We start from the raw sequence: 18130 nt of genomic DNA, 5'->3' as shown, positions 1-18130 counted from the left end.
AGGAGGCGATATGCGCGGCGTAATCCGCTTGAACGATCCTACCAGCCACGGCGGCAAGGTGGTGGGCGCGTCGCCGGACAGCACGGTGCTGGGCGTGGCCGTGGCGCGCAAGGGCGATCCTTGCACCTGCCCCATCAAGGGGCACGTGCGCTGCGTGATCGCCGAGGGCGATCCGCAAGTGCTGATCGATGGCGTGCCCGTGGCTTTCGACGGGCACAAGACCAGCTGCGGCGCCAGCCTGATGTCCACCGTGGGCAACAGCGGGCGCGGCTAGAGACGGTCAGCCCACGCAGGCGTCGATGGCCGTGCCCAGCTGGTCGACGATTTCATCGACGTGGCTGGCGTCGATGATGTAGGGCGGCGCCAGCAGGATGTGGTCGCCGTGCAAGCCGTCGATGGTGCCGCCCATGGGGTAGCACATCAGTCCGTTTTGCATGGCTTGCGCCTTGATGCGCGCGTGCAGGCGGCGGGCCGGGTCGAACGGCTGCTTGCCGGCGCGATCCTGCACCAGTTCCAGGCCCAGGAACAGGCCGCGGCCGCGGATGTCGCCCACATGCGCATGGCCATCGAAGCGCTGCTGCAGCCTCTCTTTTAGCAAGCCGCCCATGGCGCGCACGTTGGCCAATAAATCGCGCTCCTCGATCTGCCGCTGCACGGCCAGGGCGGCGGCGCAGGCCGTGGCGTGGCCGATGTACGTGTGGCCATGCTGGAAGAAGCCCGTGCCGGCGCGGATGGTCTCGCGGATGTCCTTGGACACCATCACGGCGCCGATGGGCTGGTAGCCGGCGCCCAGGCCCTTGGCGATGCAGATGAGGTCGGCCGTGACGCCTTCCTGCTCGCAGGCGAACAGGCTGCCCGTGCGGCCCATGCCGCACATGACTTCGTCGAGGATCAACAGGATGCCGTGGCGCTGACAGATGGCGCGCATGCGCGCAAAATATCCGGCGACGGCGGGCAGGGCGCCGGCCGTGGCGCCGACGACGGGTTCGGCGATGAAGGCCATGACGTTCTCCGCACCCAGTGCGACGATATTGTCTTCCAGTTCCTGGCCCAGGCGCGCCACGTAGTCGCCATCCGTTTCATGGGGCGCCTGGTCGCGCCAGGCGTAGCAGGGCGACACGTGGGTCACGCCGATCAGCAGCGGTTCGAACTGCTGGCGGCGCCAGGCGTTGCCGCCCGTCGCCAGCGCGCCCAGGGTGTTGCCGTGATAGCTCTGGCGGCGGGCGATGACGTGGCGGCGCTGCGGCTGGCCCCGCTCGACGAAATACTGGCGCGCCATCTTCAAGGCGCTTTCCACGGCTTCCGAGCCGCCCGAGACGAAATACACGCTGTCGATGCCGGCAGGCGCCCGGGCGACGAGAAAGTCGGCCAGTTCTTCCATCGGTGCGCTGGTAAAGAAGGAGCTGTGCGCGTAGGCCATCGTGGCAATCTGCCGCTGCACGGCGGCGATCACGGCCGCATCCGAATGGCCGAGGCAGGAGACGGCGGCACCGCCGCAGGCGTCCAGGTAGCGCTTGCCGTCGGCATCGACCAGGTAGGGCCCGTCGCCACCGGCGGCGACAGGGTAGCTGGCGGTCAGGCTGCGGTGGAAGACATGGCTCATGGCATCGCTTTCATATCGGCAAAGGGGAAAGCCGATTATAGGACGCGCCGCGTCACGAGTGCAACACTCGATGTATTTATTTTTAATTTACATCATTTGATGTTTTTGCGTAGGCGCCCAGTGCCCGCAACTGGCTTTCCGCTGCGCCGATGGCCTGCACGGCGTCCGGCCCCGCGCGCGCCACCAGCAATTCCGCCAGGCTTTCCACGGCCGCGATGCCGGCCACGATGGAGGGGAAGAAGGAGGGGCTGTCGACGGCGATGACGATGCTGGCGTCGGCCTGCAGTGCCAGCGGCGAGATGGCGCTGTCGCTGATGGCGACCACCTGGCAGCCGGCCTGGCGCGCCGCCTGCGCCACCAGCAGTGCTTCGCTGGAATACGGCGCGAAGCTGACGACGACGACGGCCTCTCCGGCCTGCAGGGCGCGCAAGTCCATTTCCAGCGTGCCGCCCTGGCCGCTCAGCAGCTGCACGCTGGGGCGCAGCAGCCTGTACAGGTAATGCAGGGTGTAGGCGATGGGGTGGGCGGCGCGAAAGCCGGCCACGTGCACGCGCGGCGCCGCCTGCAGCAGGCTGGCGGCCGCGTCCAGGGCGGCGTGGCTGGCGCTTTCCGTGGCGGCCAGGTTGCGCTGCTGCGCCGTGAAGACGTCGGCGATGAGGTCGCGCTCCTGCCCTTCCTTGCCGGCCAGCGCATCGGCCTTGGCCGCGTAGCCGGCCGGCCCTGCGCGCAGGCGTTCGACGAAGAGGGCTTTCAGCTCGGGCCAGCCGGCAAAGCCCAGCTGCTGCGCCAGGCGCACGAGGGCGGCCGATTGCACCCGGGCCCGCGTGGCGATGCTGCGCATCGAGGACACGGCCACGTCGTCCGGATGGTCGGCGAGGTAGCGCGCGCCGGCCTGGAATTGCGGGCTCAGTTCGGCAAAGCGCGCCTTGATCAGGGCCATCAATGCCGCATGGTTATCGGGGGGTGTCGCTGCCTGCATCGCCGTGCCTCATTCAATACGTTGCGGCGATGGTACAGGATTCGTCAGCGCACCGGTAGCGGCAAGCCTGGCGCCAGGGCCGCCGTGCGCGGACGCAGGCGGGCAAACAGGTGCGGCCCGGCCGACTGGCGGCGCGGTCCCGTCGTCAGCACGCGCAAGGCGGTGGCCAGCGGCACGTCGTGGCAGTGCAGGAACAGGGCGGCGGCGCCCGTGCCGGCCATTTCCTGCAGGGCCAGCGCATGTTCGACCAGCGCCGCCGTGCGCATGTCCAGCCGCATGGGAATGTCGGGCTGGAATAATTGGGCATCGATGGGCCGTGCATCGCGCATGTGCTGTCGCCGGTTTGGATGGTCGAGCTGACAGCATAAAAGGCGCGCGGTTTCCCATCTTGCGCTAAATCAATTCCCATGGCGAAGAGATGCCACAAGGCAAAAAAACGCCAACCGTTGCCGGCTGGCGCTGAAAACCCTCGCAAGGAAGAAAAAACGCTGATTGGCAGTGCTGTTTCTATGCCTGAGCAAACCATCGCCGGCGCGCGGCGCGCCGCGCGGCCGGTTTGCTCAGGTCACTGTCACAAGCTCCAACGTAATGACAAACCGACGACCTTGTCATACCGGCGCACGTCGCGCACATACTCCGGCGTGTCGTGGTAGTCGTGGTAGGTCGAATCGAGCAGGTTGTTGGCGTCCAGCGTGACCGTCATGGTCGGGTTGATCTTGTACGAGATCGACGCGTCCAGGGTTTTCGTCGGCGCCACGGTCAGGTGGATGCCCTTGCCGCGGTAGTTGTAGTCGTCGACGAACTTGTCGCGCCAGCTGTAGGCCAGGCGTGCCGACCACGGGCCTTGCTCGTACAGGCCGACGACGTTGGCCGACCATTTCGACATGCCCGTGAATGGATGCGAGTTGCCATCCACCTCTTCCAGCTCGCCCGTCATGTAGGTGGCGTTGGCCTGCAGGCCCAGCCCTTTCATCCAGCCAGGCAGCTTGTCATAGAACTGCTGGTAGGCCATCTCCATGCCCTGCAAGTGGCCCTTCGAGGTATTGCGCGGACGCGTGATGTCGTATTCGATGCCGTTGTAGGTTTCCTTGGCCGAGCCGGACAGGATGTAGTTCTTGAAGTTGTGGCGGAACACGGTGGCCGTGACGGAACCCGTCGGCGCGAAATACCATTCCAAAGCCAGGTCCAGGTTCTTGCCTTCCACCGGTTTCAGGTCCGGGTTGCCGCCGCCGCCCGTCGGGCGCACCATGTCCAGGCTCTGGCTCAGGGTCACGCCGGGATTGAAGTCGGCGAAGTTGGCGCGCTGGATCGCCTTGCCGGCCGTCATGCGGCCGATCAGGTCCTGGCGCAGCATGGCTTTCAAGGTCATGCTGGGCAGGACATCCGTGTCGGAAGTATTCACGCGCACGGGCGAGATGACACCGTTTTGCGAGGAATTGCCCTGCAGGTCCTGCTTGGTCTGCACCACGCGCACGCCCAGCGTGCCGTCGAACGGCACCTGGCCCAGGTCGAAGCCGATGCGCGCCTTGCCGTACACGGCATTGGTTTTTTCCACGTCCTGGAAGTGCGTCAGCGGATCTTCCGGGCTGCGTTCGCTGCTGCCCGTAAACAGCTGGCGCAGCAGGGCCGTGTTGTTGAGCATGAAATCGCGGCATGGCGTGATCCAGCTTTGCAGGCCGAAGTTGCCCGTGTTCTGGTGCGAGGTGCAGGCCAGGCCGGGAATGCTGTCGGCCGTGATGGGCGAGGACAGGCCGCCCTGCACGTTCTTTTCGCGGATCGATTCGGCCTTGCGCTTGGCGATGCGCACGCCCGTGGAGAATTCACGGAAGAAGCCCGTGCTGTCCATGTCGTAGGTGGCGTCCGCGCGCCAGTCGGTGGAGCTGCCTTCGTCGTGGCTGTGGTTATCGTAGAAGCCGAGCAGGGTGTAGTTCTTCGGATCGGCCATGTTGTAGCCAGGGTAGCTGATCTGCGCGCCGCCGTTCACATTCGTGCTGCCGATGACGCTGGTCGGATGGGCGAGGAAGTCGAGGATGGGGAATTCGCGCTCGAAGTTGCTGACCGTGCGCGCCAGTTCCGTCGTCACGCGCAATTGCGGCGTGACGTCCCAGCGCGCGCCGATGGCGCCCTGCGAGCCGATCGAGCGGTCGCGCCGCGCCTGGGTCGAACCGAGCGTGAACGGCGACCACGGGCCGTCGATCTTGCCCACCGTGCCGGCCTGGTTGGTGCCGGGGATCAGGGTGATGTCCGGGTCCTGGCCCCAAGGCAGCGAGCCGACGAAGAACTGGCTGTCGAAGGCGTGCTTGATCAGGGTCGACATGCCTTCCGCGTAGACTTCCACCTGCGAATTCGGGCGCCACTGGAAGGCGGCGTTGGCGGCGTAGCGCTTGCGGTCGCCCACGGTGGGAATCATGCCGACGGAATCGGGCCCCGTGATGTTGCCCGCTTCCGGACGCACCACCGGTTCGGCATTCCAGATCGTCTCGTCATAGTATTTGCTGCGCTGGTAGGACAGGCCGACCAGGGCGCCGATTTCGCCGTACTGCGTCTTCCAGCGGTTCGAGACCATGCCGCTGACGTTCGGATCGGTGGAGCCGGACTTGTCGCGGTGCTCGACGCGCGTGTTTACCGACGAGGTGAAACCCTTGAAGTCGAACGGGCGGTTGGTGCGCACGTCGATCACGCCGGCCGTGCCGCCTTCGACCATGTCCGCGCCCTGCGATTTATACACGTCCACGCGCTGCAGCATGGCCGTCGGGATGTCGGCCAGGTACAGGCTGCGGCCCACCGAGGTAAACATCTCGCGGCCGTTGAGCAGGGTCACCACGCCGGGCAAGCCGCGGATGATGACGCCGCCCGCTTCGCCGCCTTCGCGGCGCACCTGCACGCCCGTCACGCGGCCGAGGATTTCGGCGACGTTCTTGTCGGGGAATTTGCCGATTTCATCGGCGACGATGGAGTCGACCACCTGGTCGTTGTTCTTCTTGATTTGCTGAGCGCTCTGTGCCGCCCGGCGCACGCCCGTGACGGCCACCACGTTCATGCCCGTGGTGTCAGCCGTCGCTTCGGCCGGCGCTTCCGGCGCTGGCGTGGCTTGCGTGCTTTCCACCGTGGCGGGTTCGACGGCCGGAGCCTGCTGCGCCCAGACGGATGCGCTGCTCAGCAGGCCGGCACCGGCCAGTGCCGCCACCGTGGCCTTCAAGGTCAAGCGCGTGTTGTGCCGGGACGTGGGGGTGCCCGTTGCTATCGATTGGTTCATCTTGTCTCCACCTGTATTTTAGTTATGTTGAGAACGCTGCGGCAGTGGCCGCCAGAGCTGAAACTTGCTCAAGAATCATGGTATGGGGAATGACTTTGCCCCACAAATCACTTCTTTTGCGATGTCAATATCAATTCCGGTATCCCTGCTGCATTCATGCGCCCTGGCGGCGCGGGCGCCTCCGCCGCGCTGTTGCGTACCCCGTTGCAGGTGCTCCACATGCGATGAAAAATAGTTTTGTATTTTGCGCGGCTTGCCGCGTTGAGACAGGGATGCAGCGGCGCCAGCGCGGCGCGCCGCCATCCCACTCACTGAAAGGAAATCGCATGTCCACACTCACTACCACCACAAGCACCAGCACCGCCACCGCCTTCCTGCTGCAGCACCTGCAGGCCGAGGGCTACCAGGCCAGCACCGACAGCGACGGCGACATCGTCTTCCGCTTTGAAGGCATGGGCTATGTGCTGTGCTTTGACGCGGACGATGCCGCATTTGGCAAGCTGCTGCTGCCGAATGTCTGGCCGATCGAGTCGCCCGGGGAGCAGCAGCGCGTGCTGGCGGCACTCGATGAAGTCAACCGCCGCATCAAGCTGGTGAAGGGCCACCTGCTGCGCGGCCAGGTGTGGTTCTGCATCGAGATGCTGCTGCTCGAGCAGCAGCACTGGGCGCATTTCCTGGCGCGCGCCACGCGCTCGATGGCGCATGCGGCCTCGCTGTTCGCCAGTGAAATGCGCGCCAGCGCGCAGTAAGGCGTCAGGCGGGGCAGGGTGCTGCCGTTTGCGCCAGCCAGGCGGCCAGCTGCGCCTGCGGCATGGGACGGGCAAAGTAATAGCCCTGCAGCTCGTCGCAGCCGGCGTGGCGCAGCACCTCGGCGTCGGCCGCGCTTTCCACGCCCTCGGCGGTGACCGTCAGGCCCAGGGTGTGACCGAGGCCGATGATGGCTTTCGTCACCGCCAGGTTCTGCGGCGACTTGTGGATGTTCTGCACGAAGCTCATGTCGATTTTCAGCTTGTCGAGCGGGAAGCGGCACAGGTAGTTCAGGCTCGAATAGCCGGTGCCGAAATCGTCGATCGACAGGGCAAAGCCCAGCGCCTTGATGGCTTGCAGGGTGGCGATGGTGTCGTCCACGTTCTCCATCAGTATCGATTCCGTCAGCTCGAATTCGACCAGGCCCGGCGCGATGGGGAAGTCGCGCAGCACCTCGCGCAGGGTGGCCACCAGGCCGCCGTGTTTCAGCTGGATGGCCGACAGGTTGACCGACACGCCGATGTCGCCCGCGCCGGCTTCGCGCCAGGCCACGTGCTGGCGGCACGCTTCGCGGATGACCCAGGCGCCGATGGGCACGATCAGCCCCGATTCCTCGGCGGCGGGGATGAAGCTGTCCGGCGCGATCAGCCCCCGCTGCGGATGCTGCCAGCGGATCAGGCTTTCCACGCCATTCAGCCGGCCGCCGTGCGCATCGATGCGCGGCTGGTAGTACAGCACCAGTTCATGGCGTTCGATGGCGTGGCGCAAATCGGTTTCCAGGTGCAGCTGCTGCAGCTGCTGCTCTTCCATCTGCGGCGTGAACATGCGCGCATGGTCGCGGCCCCCGCTCTTGGCCTGGTACATGGCCGCGTCGGCGTGGCGCATCAGGGTATCCATGTCGGTGCCGTGGTCCGGGTAGATGGCCACGCCCACGCTGCATGAAACGTACAATTCGCTGCCCTCCACCTGGTGCGGTTCGCGCATGGCGGGGATCAGGCGGGCATCGAGCAGGTCGCCGATGGCGGTGGCGTCGCCGATGCCGTTCAGGATGACGACGAATTCATCGCCGCCCAGGCGGCTGACGGTGTCGCCCTCGCGCACCAGCTGCAGCAGGCGTGCCGACACCGATTGCAGCAGCGCGTCGCCCACGTGGTGGCCCAGCGCGTCGTTGACGTGCTTGAAGCGGTCCAGGTCGACGAACAGCACGCCCACCTTTTCGCCGCTGCGGCGCGCCTGCGCGATGGCGGCGGCCAGGCGCAGCTTCGACACGTGGCGGTTCGCCAGGCCCGTGAGCGCATCGTGGTGGGCCATGTGCTCGATCTGCCGTTCGCTGGCCTTGCGCTCGCTGATGTCGAGCGAGCTGGCGATGAAGTGCGTGGTGACGCCGTCGAGGTCGCGCACGGCGTTCATCACCAGCCAGGCGGGATACGCTTCGAGCGACTTGCGCTGTATCCAGATCTCGCCCTGCCAGTAGCCGCGCCGCGCCAGGGTCTGGCGCAGGCTGTCGAGCTGTTCGTGGCTGTTGTGCGGCGACAGCAGGAAGGCCGGGCGCTTGCCGATCAGCTCCACCATGTCGTACAGCGAATGGCGGCGGAAGGCCTGGTTGACGGTGATGATGCGCATGTCGGCATCCATCACGATCAGGCTTTCTGCCGACGCTTCGAAGACCTTGGCCCACAGTTCCAGGCGCGATTCCATCAGCTTGGTCTTGTTGATCGGCGTGAAGGTCGACAGCACGGCGCGCTGGCCCTGGTAGTCGATCAGGCGCGCGGAAATCAGGGCCCAGGTGGGCGTGCCGCCGCCGCTCCAGGACACCTCGAATTCATCCACGGCGCCCAGATCGCTCAGGCGCTGGAAGAAGCGCGAACGGGCGTACGCGCTCATGCCGCCCACCCACGGGTCCAGCTCCAGGCCGCCCTGCCATGCGTGTGCCGCCTGGTTGGCGTGCAGCACGCGGTGGTGCGGGATGGACGTGACCATCAGCGGGATGGGAATGGCGTCGACCAGCTGGCGCTGCGCGTCGGCCGCGCTGGCGCGCGCCACCAGGTCCTGCTGCTCCATGCGCTGGAAGTCGAGCTGCTGCAGCATGGTGTTGAAGGCGCTGACCAGGCGCCCCGTTTCATCCTCGCTGTCCCAGACGGCGCGCAGGCTATGGTCGCCCGTTGCGCGCACCTCCTGCGCCACGCGCGCCAGGCGCCGGATGGGCAGGGCGATCTGCCGCGCGACGAAAAACACCAGGCCCAGGATCATCGCCAGCAGCAGCACGGCCGTGCCCAGGTGCAGCCACATGCGCGTGAAAAAGCCGTCCACGCGCAGCTGGATCAGGCGCTGCAATTCGCCTTCCGCCTCGCGCCAGGCACGCTGCAGGGCTGCGATGGCTGCCGCGTCGTGGCGCAGCAGTTCCGGCGTGCCGGCGGGGGCGGCTTGCGCGCCGGCCAGCGCCTGGGTGCTGGCGCGGAACTGCGCCACGGCCTGCTGCAGCGTCGCGCGCGAGCCATCCAGATGCTGGCGCAGCAGCGGCGTGCTTGCGGCAAATGCTTCCGTGTAGTCGCTGCGGATGCCGCCCATGGTGGCGTCCATGCGGCCTTCGAGGATGAGGAACTGGGTCTGCAGGCGCTGGCGCTGGGCGCCTTCGCTTGTCGCCAGCTGCAGCGCCAGGTCGCGCGTGCTGTTGATCACTTCCAGCAGTTCGGGAAAGCGCAGGATGACCAGCGACATGGTGTAGTAGCTGTCCAGGTCAGGGTCGAGGATCAGGTTGGACTGGTTGCCCACCCGCGTGAGCAGCTCGCGCCCGGCGGCAAAGGCGGACGAGGGGGCGATGCCGTCATGCGCCGCAGGCGGAGCGCCGGCCTGGCGCAGCAGGGCGGAAAATTCCCCGCTCAATTCGGCGCTGCGCATGCCGGGGCCATACTGGCGCTGCGCCTGTTCGACGGCGGCTGCCGACGCGCCTGCATCGGCCGGTGCACGGGTCAGGGGCAGCAGCGCGTCGCGGATCACGGCGATGTAGGCGTTGCCCGCCATTTCCTTGCGCGAGAAATCGATGGCGAGGTATTTTTCGTTGATGAGAATGCCGGAAATGAAGATCACGGCGGACAGGTCGAGCAAATAGATCAGCGCCAGTTTGCGCCCCACCGTCAATTTCCCGATCATGCGCGAGATTCTGCCCACCATGCGTGCCCCACCTTCTCGTCAGCCCAGTATGTTTTCTAATGAGCAATTTTCATGCCCGAATTTACAAGCTTGCCAGGGGATTTCTGCACCATGCCGGTGCGCGGCGGCAGATGGCGCGCGCCAACAAAAAGGGCGGCCCGCAGGCCGCCCTCGTGCGCAATGCTACGACGCTCAGGCTTCGGCGACGCGCTTGGCGATGTGCGCCAGCGCTTCTTCCACCTGGTCGATCAGGATCAGGCACAGGTCGCCGTCGCCCAGGCGAGCCAGGGCCTTGTCGATGGCGACGAATTCGCCGTTGATTTCATCGATATGGCTGGTGCGCTTGGCACCGTCGAGGCCCTGGCGCAGCAGCGCCACCACTTCGCCGTCGGCGCGGCCGCGCTGGCACTGGTCCTGGTACAGCAGCACGTCGTCGAAGGCGGCGCCGAGGATTTCGGTCTGCTGGCGGATGTCTTCGTCGCGGCGGTCGCCGGCGCCGCTGATGACCACCGAACGGCGCTTGGCCGGCATGCTTTCCACGGCCTGCACCAGAGCCAGAATGGCGTCCGGATTGTGGCCGTAGTCGGCGATCAGGGTGGCTCCACGATAGTCGAACACGTTGAAGCGGCCCGGCGCGTTGTCGGCTTCATTGGCAAAGGTTTTCAGGCCCAGCGCGATGGTCTTCCAGTCCAGGCCCACGGCCCAGGCGGCGGCCAGCGATGCCATGACGTTGTCGACCTGGAAGCCGATGGCGCCATTGCGCGTGATCGGCACCTGCGACAGGGCGATCTCGTGGCGTTCCTGGCCCTGCGCCGCGACCAGCTTGCCGTCTTCCACGAAGACCACGCGGTTGCCCTGCGCGCGGTGCGTGGCCATCACGGGGTGCGTCTTGTCGGCGGCGAAGAAGGTCACCGTGCCGTTGCAGTTCTTGGCCATGCGGGCGACGGCGGGGTCGGTGGCGTTCAGGACGGCCACGCCGCTGTCGGCCACGTTCTGCACGATCACGCGTTTCAGGACCGCCAGGTCTTCCACGGTGGTGATGTAGTTCAGGCCCAGGTGGTCGCCGGCGCCGATGTTGGTGACGACGGCAACCTGGCAGCGGTCGAAAGCCAGGCCTTCGCGCAGCATGCCGCCGCGCGCCGTCTCGAACACGGCCGCGTCCACGTCCGGGTGCAGCAGCACGTTGCGCGCGCTGCGCGGGCCGCTGCAGTCGCCGCTGTCGATCTGGCGGCCTTCGATGTACACGCCATCGGTGTTCGTCATGCCCGTGCGCAGGCCGGAAGCCGTCAGCAGGTGGGCGATCAGGCGCACGGTGGTGGTCTTGCCGTTGGTGCCCGTGACGGCGACGACGGGGATGCGGCCATCGTCGCCTTCGGCGAACATGGCGGCGATGATGGCTTCGCCCACGGGGCGCGGCTTGCCGAACGAGGGCGCCAGGTGCATGCGCAGGCCCGGCGCGGCGTTCACTTCAACGATGCCGCCGTTCTGTTCTTCCAGCGGTTTCAATACGCTGTCGGAGACCACGTCCACGCCGCAGATGTCGAGGCCTACCATGTGCGCGGCGGCGACGGCGCGCGCCGCCACTTCCGGGTGCACGTCGACGGTGACGTCGGTGGCCGAGCCGCCTGTCGACAGGTTAGCGTTATTGCGCAGGATGACGCGCTGGCCCACGGGCGGCACCGAGTCGGCCACATAGCCCTGCTTGGCCAGGCTGGCCAGGGCGATGTCGTCGAAGCGGATTTTCGTCAGCGAGGTGGCGTGGCCGCTGCCGCGGCGCGGGTCGAGGTTGACCTGGTCGACCAGTTCGCGCACCGTGTGCTGGCCGTCGCCCACCACTTGCGGCGGGTCGCGGCGGGCCGCTGCCACCATCTTGTTGCCGATGACGAGCAGGCGGAAATCGTGGCCCGGCAGGTAGCGCTCGACGAGGATATCGTCGCGGAATTCCTGCGCCGCGATGAAGCCGGCCGTCAATTGTTCGCGCGTGGTGATGTTGACGGTGACGCCCTTGCCCTGGTTGCCGTCCTTCGGCTTGACGACGACGGGCAGGCCGATCTCGCAGGCGGCCGCCCACGCGTCGTCCGCATCGACGACGACGCGGCCTTGCGGCACGGGCACGCCGGCCGAATCGAGCAGTTTTTTCGTCAGTTCCTTGTCCTGCGCGATGGCTTCGGCAATCGCGCTGGTGCCGTCCATTTCGGCGGCCTGGATCTTGCGCTGCTTGCTGCCCCAGCCGAACGTCACCAGGCTGCCTTCGGTCAGGCGGCGGAACGGGATGTTGCGCGCCACGGCGGCGTTGACGATGGCGCCCGTCGATGGACCGAGGCGCACGTCTTCATCGAGCTCCTGCAGCTGGTGCAGGGCGCCGGCCAGGTCGAACGGCGCATCGTCGAGTGCTGCGCGGCATAGCTGCTGTGCCAGTTCCAGGGCCAGGCGGCCGACGGCTTCTTCCGAGTACTCGACGACGACCTGGAAGATACCCGTTTCCAGGGTCGGCGTGGTGCGGCTGAAGGTGACGGGGCAGCCGGCTTGCGCCTGCAGTCCCAGCGCCGCCAGTTCCAGCACCTGCGCCATCGGCGCGGCGTTGTAATTGCCCAGCGGTTGCAGCGGGCTCAGTTGCGGAAAGAGTGCGCGCAGGCGGGCTTCGAAGCCGGGCAGCTGGGCGATGTCGAGTTCCTGCGTGGTGCAGGAAACAATGGCTTCCACGGCGGTGTCGTGGCTCCAGAGGTTAGGGCCCCGCAGGGCCCGTACGCGAGATACTTCCATAATTAAACCGTAATCCTGTTGTGTTCTTGTGGGCCCGGCCGTAGCCGGGCTTTTACGTCAAATTAAACCGTAGCGAGCGGATGGGATTTGTGGCCGAGAAGCGGAGCTGTGCGGATGCACAGTGAGCATCGGAGGCCGCAAATCGCGACGCGCAGTAGGTTTGGTTTGACGTCTCTGGTTTTCAGTTCCCGATGCAGCCGGGGGCCGCGTCGAAGGTGCGCAGGCCGGCGCAAATCAGGTCGACGGGCAGGTTCAGGGCCCAGGCGGCGGCGGCCACGGCCAGCACGCTGTCGACATTGCCGGCCGTGGCCGGTTTCAGCAGGTCCAGGCACAGCAGGACCGTTTCGATGCCGCCTTCGGCCAGCACGATGTGGTTGCCGCGCACGAAGGCGGCGCGCTGGCCTTTCGCCAGCTGCGCCGCGATGGCGGGCAGGCTGCCATCCTGGGCGTACAGGGTCACCGTGCCGTCGCACAGCTCGGCCAGTTCCAGCACTTGCGGGTGGGCGGCATTGAGCACGGCCACGCCGCTCGGCACGACCACGTCGACCTGGCTGCGCACGACCTTGTACAGGCCGGCGTCGTCGAGCACGTCGAAATCCTTCACGCTCTCTACACTGCCCATGTCCGTGACGATGCCGACCTGGCATTTGTCGTAGGCCAGGCCTTCGGCCAGGATCATGCGCGGGTTGCTCTCGAACAGCGCCGTCTGCACGGTGCGGTTGAGCAGCAAACGCTGGCCCGCGTCCCAGTTCACGCAGTCGCTGCTGACGACGCGGCGCTGGTCCAGGTACATGCCTTCGCTGCAGACGGCGCCCGTGTGCAGGCCGGACAGGTTCAGGAGTTTGCACAGCATGCGCACGATCAGGCTGGTGCCGCGCGTGCCCGTCACGCCGATTAGCGGGATGCGGCCTGTTTCCTCGGCCGCGAACAGGTGGTCGACGATGGCCGCGCCGACAGGGCGGGGCTGGCCCACGCCCGGCTTGATGTGCGCCAGCAGGCCAGGGCTGGCATTGACTTCGATGATGGCGCCGCGCTGTTCTTCCAGCGGACGGGTAATATCCTTCGTCACCAGGTCGATGCCGGCGATATCGAGGCCCACGACGCGGGCGGCCAGCAGGGCCGCGTGCACGACGGACGGGTGCACCTCGTCCGTGACGTCGATGGCCACGTTGCCGTTCGGCTGGATCAGCACTTTCTGGCCCGCCTGCGGCACGGACAGGGCGGTCATGCCCTGGCGCTGCAGTTCGAGGATGATCTCGCCCGATTCGTGCGGCTTGACGGTACCCAAGGGGAAGTCTTCGCCTTCGCCGCGGCGCGGGTCGGTATTGATCTGCGTGTTCACCAGTTCCAGCACGCTGGAGGTGCCGTCGCCATCGACCCACAGGGATTCGCCCTTGGCGGCCGCGATCAGCTTGTTGCCGACGACGAGCAGGCGGTGTTCGTCGCCCGTGATGAAGCTTTCCACCAGCACGGCCGAGCTGTCGCCCTTGCGCGCGGCCAGTTCGTAGGCCGCCTTCACGTCGCTTTCGGTCATCAGGTTCAGCGAGACGCCGCGGCCATGGTTGCCGTCATATGGCTTGACGACGACGGGCACGCCGATGTCCTGCGCTTCTTCCCAGGCCGCTTCGGCGCTGCGCACCAGGCTGCCCTCGGGCACGCGCACGCCGCAGGACTTGAGCAGGAATTTGGTGAGGTCCTTGTCGCTGGCGATGCCTTCGGCAATGGCGCTGGTGCGGTCCGTTTCGGCCGTCCAGATGCGGCGCTGCGCGGCGCCGTGGCCCAGTTGCACCAGGTTGCCGTCGTTCAGGCGCAGGGAAGGGATGCGGCGCTCGGTGGCGGCATCGACGATGCTGGCCGTGCTCGGACCCAGGCAGCGCGAATCGACCATGTCGCGCAGCGGCGCCAGGGCCGCTTCCAGGTCGTATGCTTCATCGTTGATGGCGGCCATCAGCAGTTCGCGCGCAGCGGCCAGGGCGGCGCGGCCCACGTGCTCTTCGCGCGTGCGGAAGGCCATCTTGTAGACGCCGCGCTGGCTGGTCGAGCGCGTCTGGCCGAAGCCCGTGCGCATGCCGGCCAGGTTTTGCAGCTCCAGCACCACGTGCTCGAGGATGTGGGCAGACCACGTGCCTTCGCGCAGGCGCTCGAAAAAGCCGCCCCGTTCGCCCACGCCGCAGCGGTGCTCGATCATGCCGGGCAGCCACGCCACCAGGCGCTCGTACAGGCCGGGCAGGGTGTTCGATGGGTAATCTTCCAGTTCGCCGATGTCGACCCAGGCTTCAATCACCGGGCGGTAAGTCCAGATGTTGGGGCCGCGCAAGTGGGTGACGCGGACGAATTCGATGTTCTTCTTCTTGATCATGTAAGTGGTTTCTTGATAACAAGCCAGGCGTCTGGGCGCCAGATACTTTATGTTGGCTTTACAGAGTCTTTTCAGGCTCGTGCTTGGTTCTTTATCCCGGGTATGCGCAGTGTGCCACTTTTAGCGGCCTCTTGTCGCGTTTGCTTCTCGTATTCTGCTGGTGTTGTCATCCCAATTGTTACTAAATGTTGCCATTCTTACTAAAAAAACACCATCTCCGTGGCTGGGGAGAGACATTTGCGTTACGGCGAGCTGTTGTATACTCCAGCGCTTGCGCCGCGTTGCAAAAGCGCCGCGCCTGCCTGGCACTTGCTGCGACTATCGGGCGTTTTTTTGCGCCGTTTTGCCATCCATTCCTTACCGGGATGCATCCATTCGATACAATACAGGAAATTGCCAGTGGTGCATCCACCCCGCCATCGCGCAGTACACAAACCTTGATCGGGCACTTGCCCCATCCCCCAAATCCCGCCCTTTGAAGGGCTTGGCCTCGAGCCGGAGTATGCTTTACGATGACAACTGAACTGAGTGTTCCTGCAACAACTATCCCCCTCGCTTCCCTGCCGGCGACCGTGCCAGAAACCTGGCTGGCGGAAGTGGAAAAGAACCTTTCTCCAGGGGAGAACGTTTTAAGTAGCGTTGAGGTTGACCTCGATGCGCGATTACGTTTCACAAAAGGCATAATAGTTGTCACCGAGAAGCGTTTGCTGGCCCGTTCGCCGGGCGAAAGCGCGTGGAAAAGCTGGTCCTTCCGCCCCGGACTGCGCCTCACGCACCACGACCACGCCGGCGTGGGCCACCTGGAACTGTTCGATGACCACGGCCGCCTGGCCTCATGGCGCTTCACCCTGGGCCAGAATCTGCATGCCATCCGCGTGCTGGAGCAGTTCGTCGAGCGCCTCGACAGCCACCTGACGGGCCAGCCCGTGCTGGAAGCGGAGCAGGAAGTGTGCCCCAGCTGCAAGGCGCCACTGGAGCCGGAGCAGGAAGAATGCCCGATCTGCGCCAAGGTGCTGCATACGCCGCCATCGACCTGGACCCTGTTCCGCCTGTGGCGCTTCGCCCACCCCTACCGCGGCCAGCTGGCCCTGGGCTTCCTGCTGATGCTGCTGAGCACCGCCGCGCACATGATTCCCCCGTACCTGACGGCGCCGCTGATGGACAATGTGCTGATTCCGTATCAAAACGGCAAGCATATCGACCCGTGGCTGGTGGTGTATTACATGAGCGGCCTGCTCGGTTCGGCCCTGCTGGCCTGGCTGCTGGGCTGGGGCAAGACCTATGTGCTGGCCCTGGTGTCCGAGCGCATGGGCGCCGACCTGCGTTCGGCCACGTATGAACACCTGATGAAACTGTCGCTGGAATTTTTCGGCGGCAAGCGCACGGGCGACCTGATGGCGCGCATCGGCAGCGGCAGCGACCGCATCTGCGTCTTCCTCTCGCTGCATTTGCTCGATTTCGCCTCCGACGTGCTGATGATCATCATGACGGGCGTCATTTTGTGGTCGATGAACCCGTGGCTGGCCATCATGACCCTGGCGCCGCTGCCCTTCATCGCCTGGATGATCCACCTGGTGCGCGACCGTTTGCGCACGGGCTTTGAAAAGATCGACCGCGTGTGGAGCGAAGTGACCAACGTGCTGGCCGATACCATTCCCGGCATCCGCGTGGTCAAGGCGTTTGCGCAGGAAAAACGCGAAGCGGCCCGCTTCCGCGACGCCAACGCGCACAACCTGGCCGTCAACGACAAGTTGAACAAGGTCTGGTCGCTGTTCTCGCCCACCGTGTCGTTCCTGACGGAGATGGGTTTATTGGTCATCTGGTGCTTCGGCATCTGGCAACTGTCGCGCGGCGAAATCACCGTCGGCGTGCTGACCGCCTTCATCGCCTACAGCACGCGTTTCTATGGCCGTCTCGATTCGATGAGCCGCATCGTCTCCGTGACGCAGAAGTCGGCCTCCGCCGCCAAGCGCATTTTCGATATCCTCGATCACGTGTCGAGCGTGCCGGAGCCGGCGCAACCCGTCAAACTGGAGAAGGTCGAAGGCCGCATCGACCTGCGCGAAGTCGGTTTCCGCTATGGCAACCGGGCCGTCAACCGCGGCATTACCCTGAACATCAAGGCGGGCGAGATGATCGGCCTGGTGGGCCACAGCGGTTCGGGCAAGAGCACGCTGGTCAACCTGATCTGCCGTTTCTACGACGTCTCGGAAGGGGCGATCCTGCTCGATGGCGTCGACATCCGCTCGTTCGCCGTGTCCGACTACCGCCGCAACATCGGCCTGGTGCTGCAGGAGCCGTTCCTGTTCTTCGGCACCATCGCGGAAAATATCGCCTACGGCAAGCCGCACGCGACGCGCCAGGAAATCATCGCCGCCGCGCGCGCCGCGCATGCGCATGAATTCATCCTGCGCCTGCCGCAAGGCTACGATTCGATGGTGGGCGAGCGTGGCCAGGGCTTGTCCGGCGGCGAACGCCAGCGCATCTCGATCGCCCGCGCCCTGCTGATCGACCCGCGCATCCTGATCATGGATGAAGCGACATCGTCGGTGGACTCGGAAACGGAAAAAGAGATCCAGAAGGCGCTCGACAACCTGGTGCAGGGCCGCACGACGATCGCCATCGCGCACCGGCTGTCGACCCTGCACCGCGCCGACCGGCTGGTGGTGCTGGACCGCGGCCAGGTCGTCGAAGTGGGCAGCCACGATGAACTGATGGCGAAAGAGGGCGCCTATTTCCGCCTCTACGAAGCACAGGCGCGCAACAACGAACTCGCCCTGGATGACAAGGAATAAGCATGGCCAGCACAACTTTTACTTTACACCGCGACCCCTTCGGCAAGCTGGTGATGACGGACGTGGACGGCCAGGTGTTTGAAGGCGTTGCGCCCGTGCGCGCCTTTCCCATCCAGTCGCCCAACGAAGGCATTTCGCTGGTGCTGGGCAATGGCAAGGAAGTGGCGTGGATCGACCACGTCGACGCCTTGCCGGAGCCGGCGCGCAGCCTGCTGCAGGAAGAGCTGGAAGGGCGCGAATTCATGCCCGAAATCGCGCGCGTGAAAAGCGTTTCCAGCTTCGCCACGCCATGCACCTGGTACGTTGATACGGACCGCGGCGAAACGCAGTTCGTGCTGAAGGGCGAGGAAGACATCCGCCGCATCGGCGCAGCGTCGCTCTTGATCGCCGACAACCACGGCATCCATTTCCTGATCCGCGACATGTTCAATATCGACAAGACGACGAGGAAGATACTCGACCGCTTCCTGTAAGCGAT

11 protein-coding genes are annotated in these 18130 nt (G+C 65.6%); 4 read left to right on the top strand and 7 right to left on the bottom strand.

Going from position 1 to position 18130, the window contains the following annotated elements:
• Positions 1 to 10 precede the first annotated feature (10 nt).
• Positions 11 to 274: a PAAR domain-containing protein gene (locus AC07VL_RS15870; protein ID WP_494806713.1), complete on the top strand. Its 264-nt coding sequence runs from the start codon at positions 11 to 13 to the stop codon at positions 272 to 274.
• A gap of 6 nt (positions 275 to 280) precedes the next feature.
• Here AC07VL_RS15870 and AC07VL_RS15865 read toward each other — a convergent pair whose 3' ends face one another.
• The 4 genes from AC07VL_RS15865 to AC07VL_RS15850 all read right to left on the bottom strand — a co-directional run bounded on the left by AC07VL_RS15865 (position 281) and on the right by AC07VL_RS15850 (position 5838).
• Positions 281 to 1603, bottom strand: coding sequence for an aspartate aminotransferase family protein (locus tag AC07VL_RS15865; RefSeq protein ID WP_494806712.1), 1323 nt, complete (start codon positions 1601 to 1603; stop codon positions 281 to 283).
• An 82-nt stretch (positions 1604 to 1685) separates the two neighbouring features.
• Positions 1686 to 2582, bottom strand: coding sequence for a MurR/RpiR family transcriptional regulator (locus tag AC07VL_RS15860; RefSeq protein WP_494806711.1), 897 nt, complete (start codon positions 2580 to 2582; stop codon positions 1686 to 1688).
• A gap of 44 nt (positions 2583 to 2626) precedes the next feature.
• Positions 2627 to 2911 carry a hypothetical protein gene (locus AC07VL_RS15855; protein ID WP_494806710.1) on the bottom strand — a complete coding sequence of 95 codons (285 nt, stop codon included), beginning with the start codon at positions 2909 to 2911 and terminating at the stop codon, positions 2627 to 2629.
• A 242-nt stretch (positions 2912 to 3153) separates the two neighbouring features.
• Positions 3154 to 5838: a TonB-dependent receptor gene (locus tag AC07VL_RS15850; RefSeq protein WP_494806709.1), complete on the bottom strand. Its 2685-nt coding sequence runs from the start codon at positions 5836 to 5838 to the stop codon at positions 3154 to 3156.
• A 326-nt stretch (positions 5839 to 6164) separates the two neighbouring features.
• Here AC07VL_RS15850 and AC07VL_RS15845 point away from each other — a divergent pair, with 326 nt between their 5' ends.
• Positions 6165 to 6587 (top strand): hypothetical protein, encoded by a 423-nt coding sequence (locus AC07VL_RS15845; RefSeq protein ID WP_494806708.1) that lies wholly within the window; start codon positions 6165 to 6167, stop codon positions 6585 to 6587.
• Between the two features lie 4 nt (positions 6588 to 6591).
• Here the strand turns inward: AC07VL_RS15845 and AC07VL_RS15840 are convergent, their stop codons facing one another.
• From AC07VL_RS15840 to AC07VL_RS15830, 3 genes are all read right to left on the bottom strand, one after another.
• The gene (locus tag AC07VL_RS15840) at positions 6592 to 9735 is read right to left on the bottom strand and encodes an EAL domain-containing protein (protein ID WP_494806707.1); all 3144 of its coding nucleotides are present in this window, start codon (positions 9733 to 9735) and stop codon (positions 6592 to 6594) included.
• Between the two features lie 192 nt (positions 9736 to 9927).
• The gene (cphA, locus tag AC07VL_RS15835; RefSeq protein ID WP_494806706.1) at positions 9928 to 12498 is read right to left on the bottom strand and encodes a cyanophycin synthetase; all 2571 of its coding nucleotides are present in this window, start codon (positions 12496 to 12498) and stop codon (positions 9928 to 9930) included.
• A gap of 181 nt (positions 12499 to 12679) precedes the next feature.
• Entirely contained in the window at positions 12680 to 14857 is a 2178-nt protein-coding gene (locus tag AC07VL_RS15830) for a cyanophycin synthetase (protein ID WP_494806705.1), read from the bottom strand.
• A gap of 512 nt (positions 14858 to 15369) precedes the next feature.
• Between AC07VL_RS15830 and AC07VL_RS15825 the strand changes: the two genes are divergently transcribed.
• Complete coding sequence (locus AC07VL_RS15825) at positions 15370 to 17652, top strand: cyanophycin metabolism-associated ABC transporter (protein WP_494806704.1); 2283 nt, start codon at positions 15370 to 15372, stop codon at positions 17650 to 17652.
• A gap of 2 nt (positions 17653 to 17654) precedes the next feature.
• Positions 17655 to 18125 (top strand): cyanophycin metabolism-associated DUF1854 family protein, encoded by a 471-nt coding sequence (locus AC07VL_RS15820; protein WP_494806703.1) that lies wholly within the window; start codon positions 17655 to 17657, stop codon positions 18123 to 18125.
• Positions 18126 to 18130: the final 5 nt, after the last annotated feature.

This window comes from Janthinobacterium sp. GW821-FHT03C08 (genome assembly GCF_059420905.1).
This window is presented reverse-complemented; position numbering and strand designations above follow the sequence as displayed.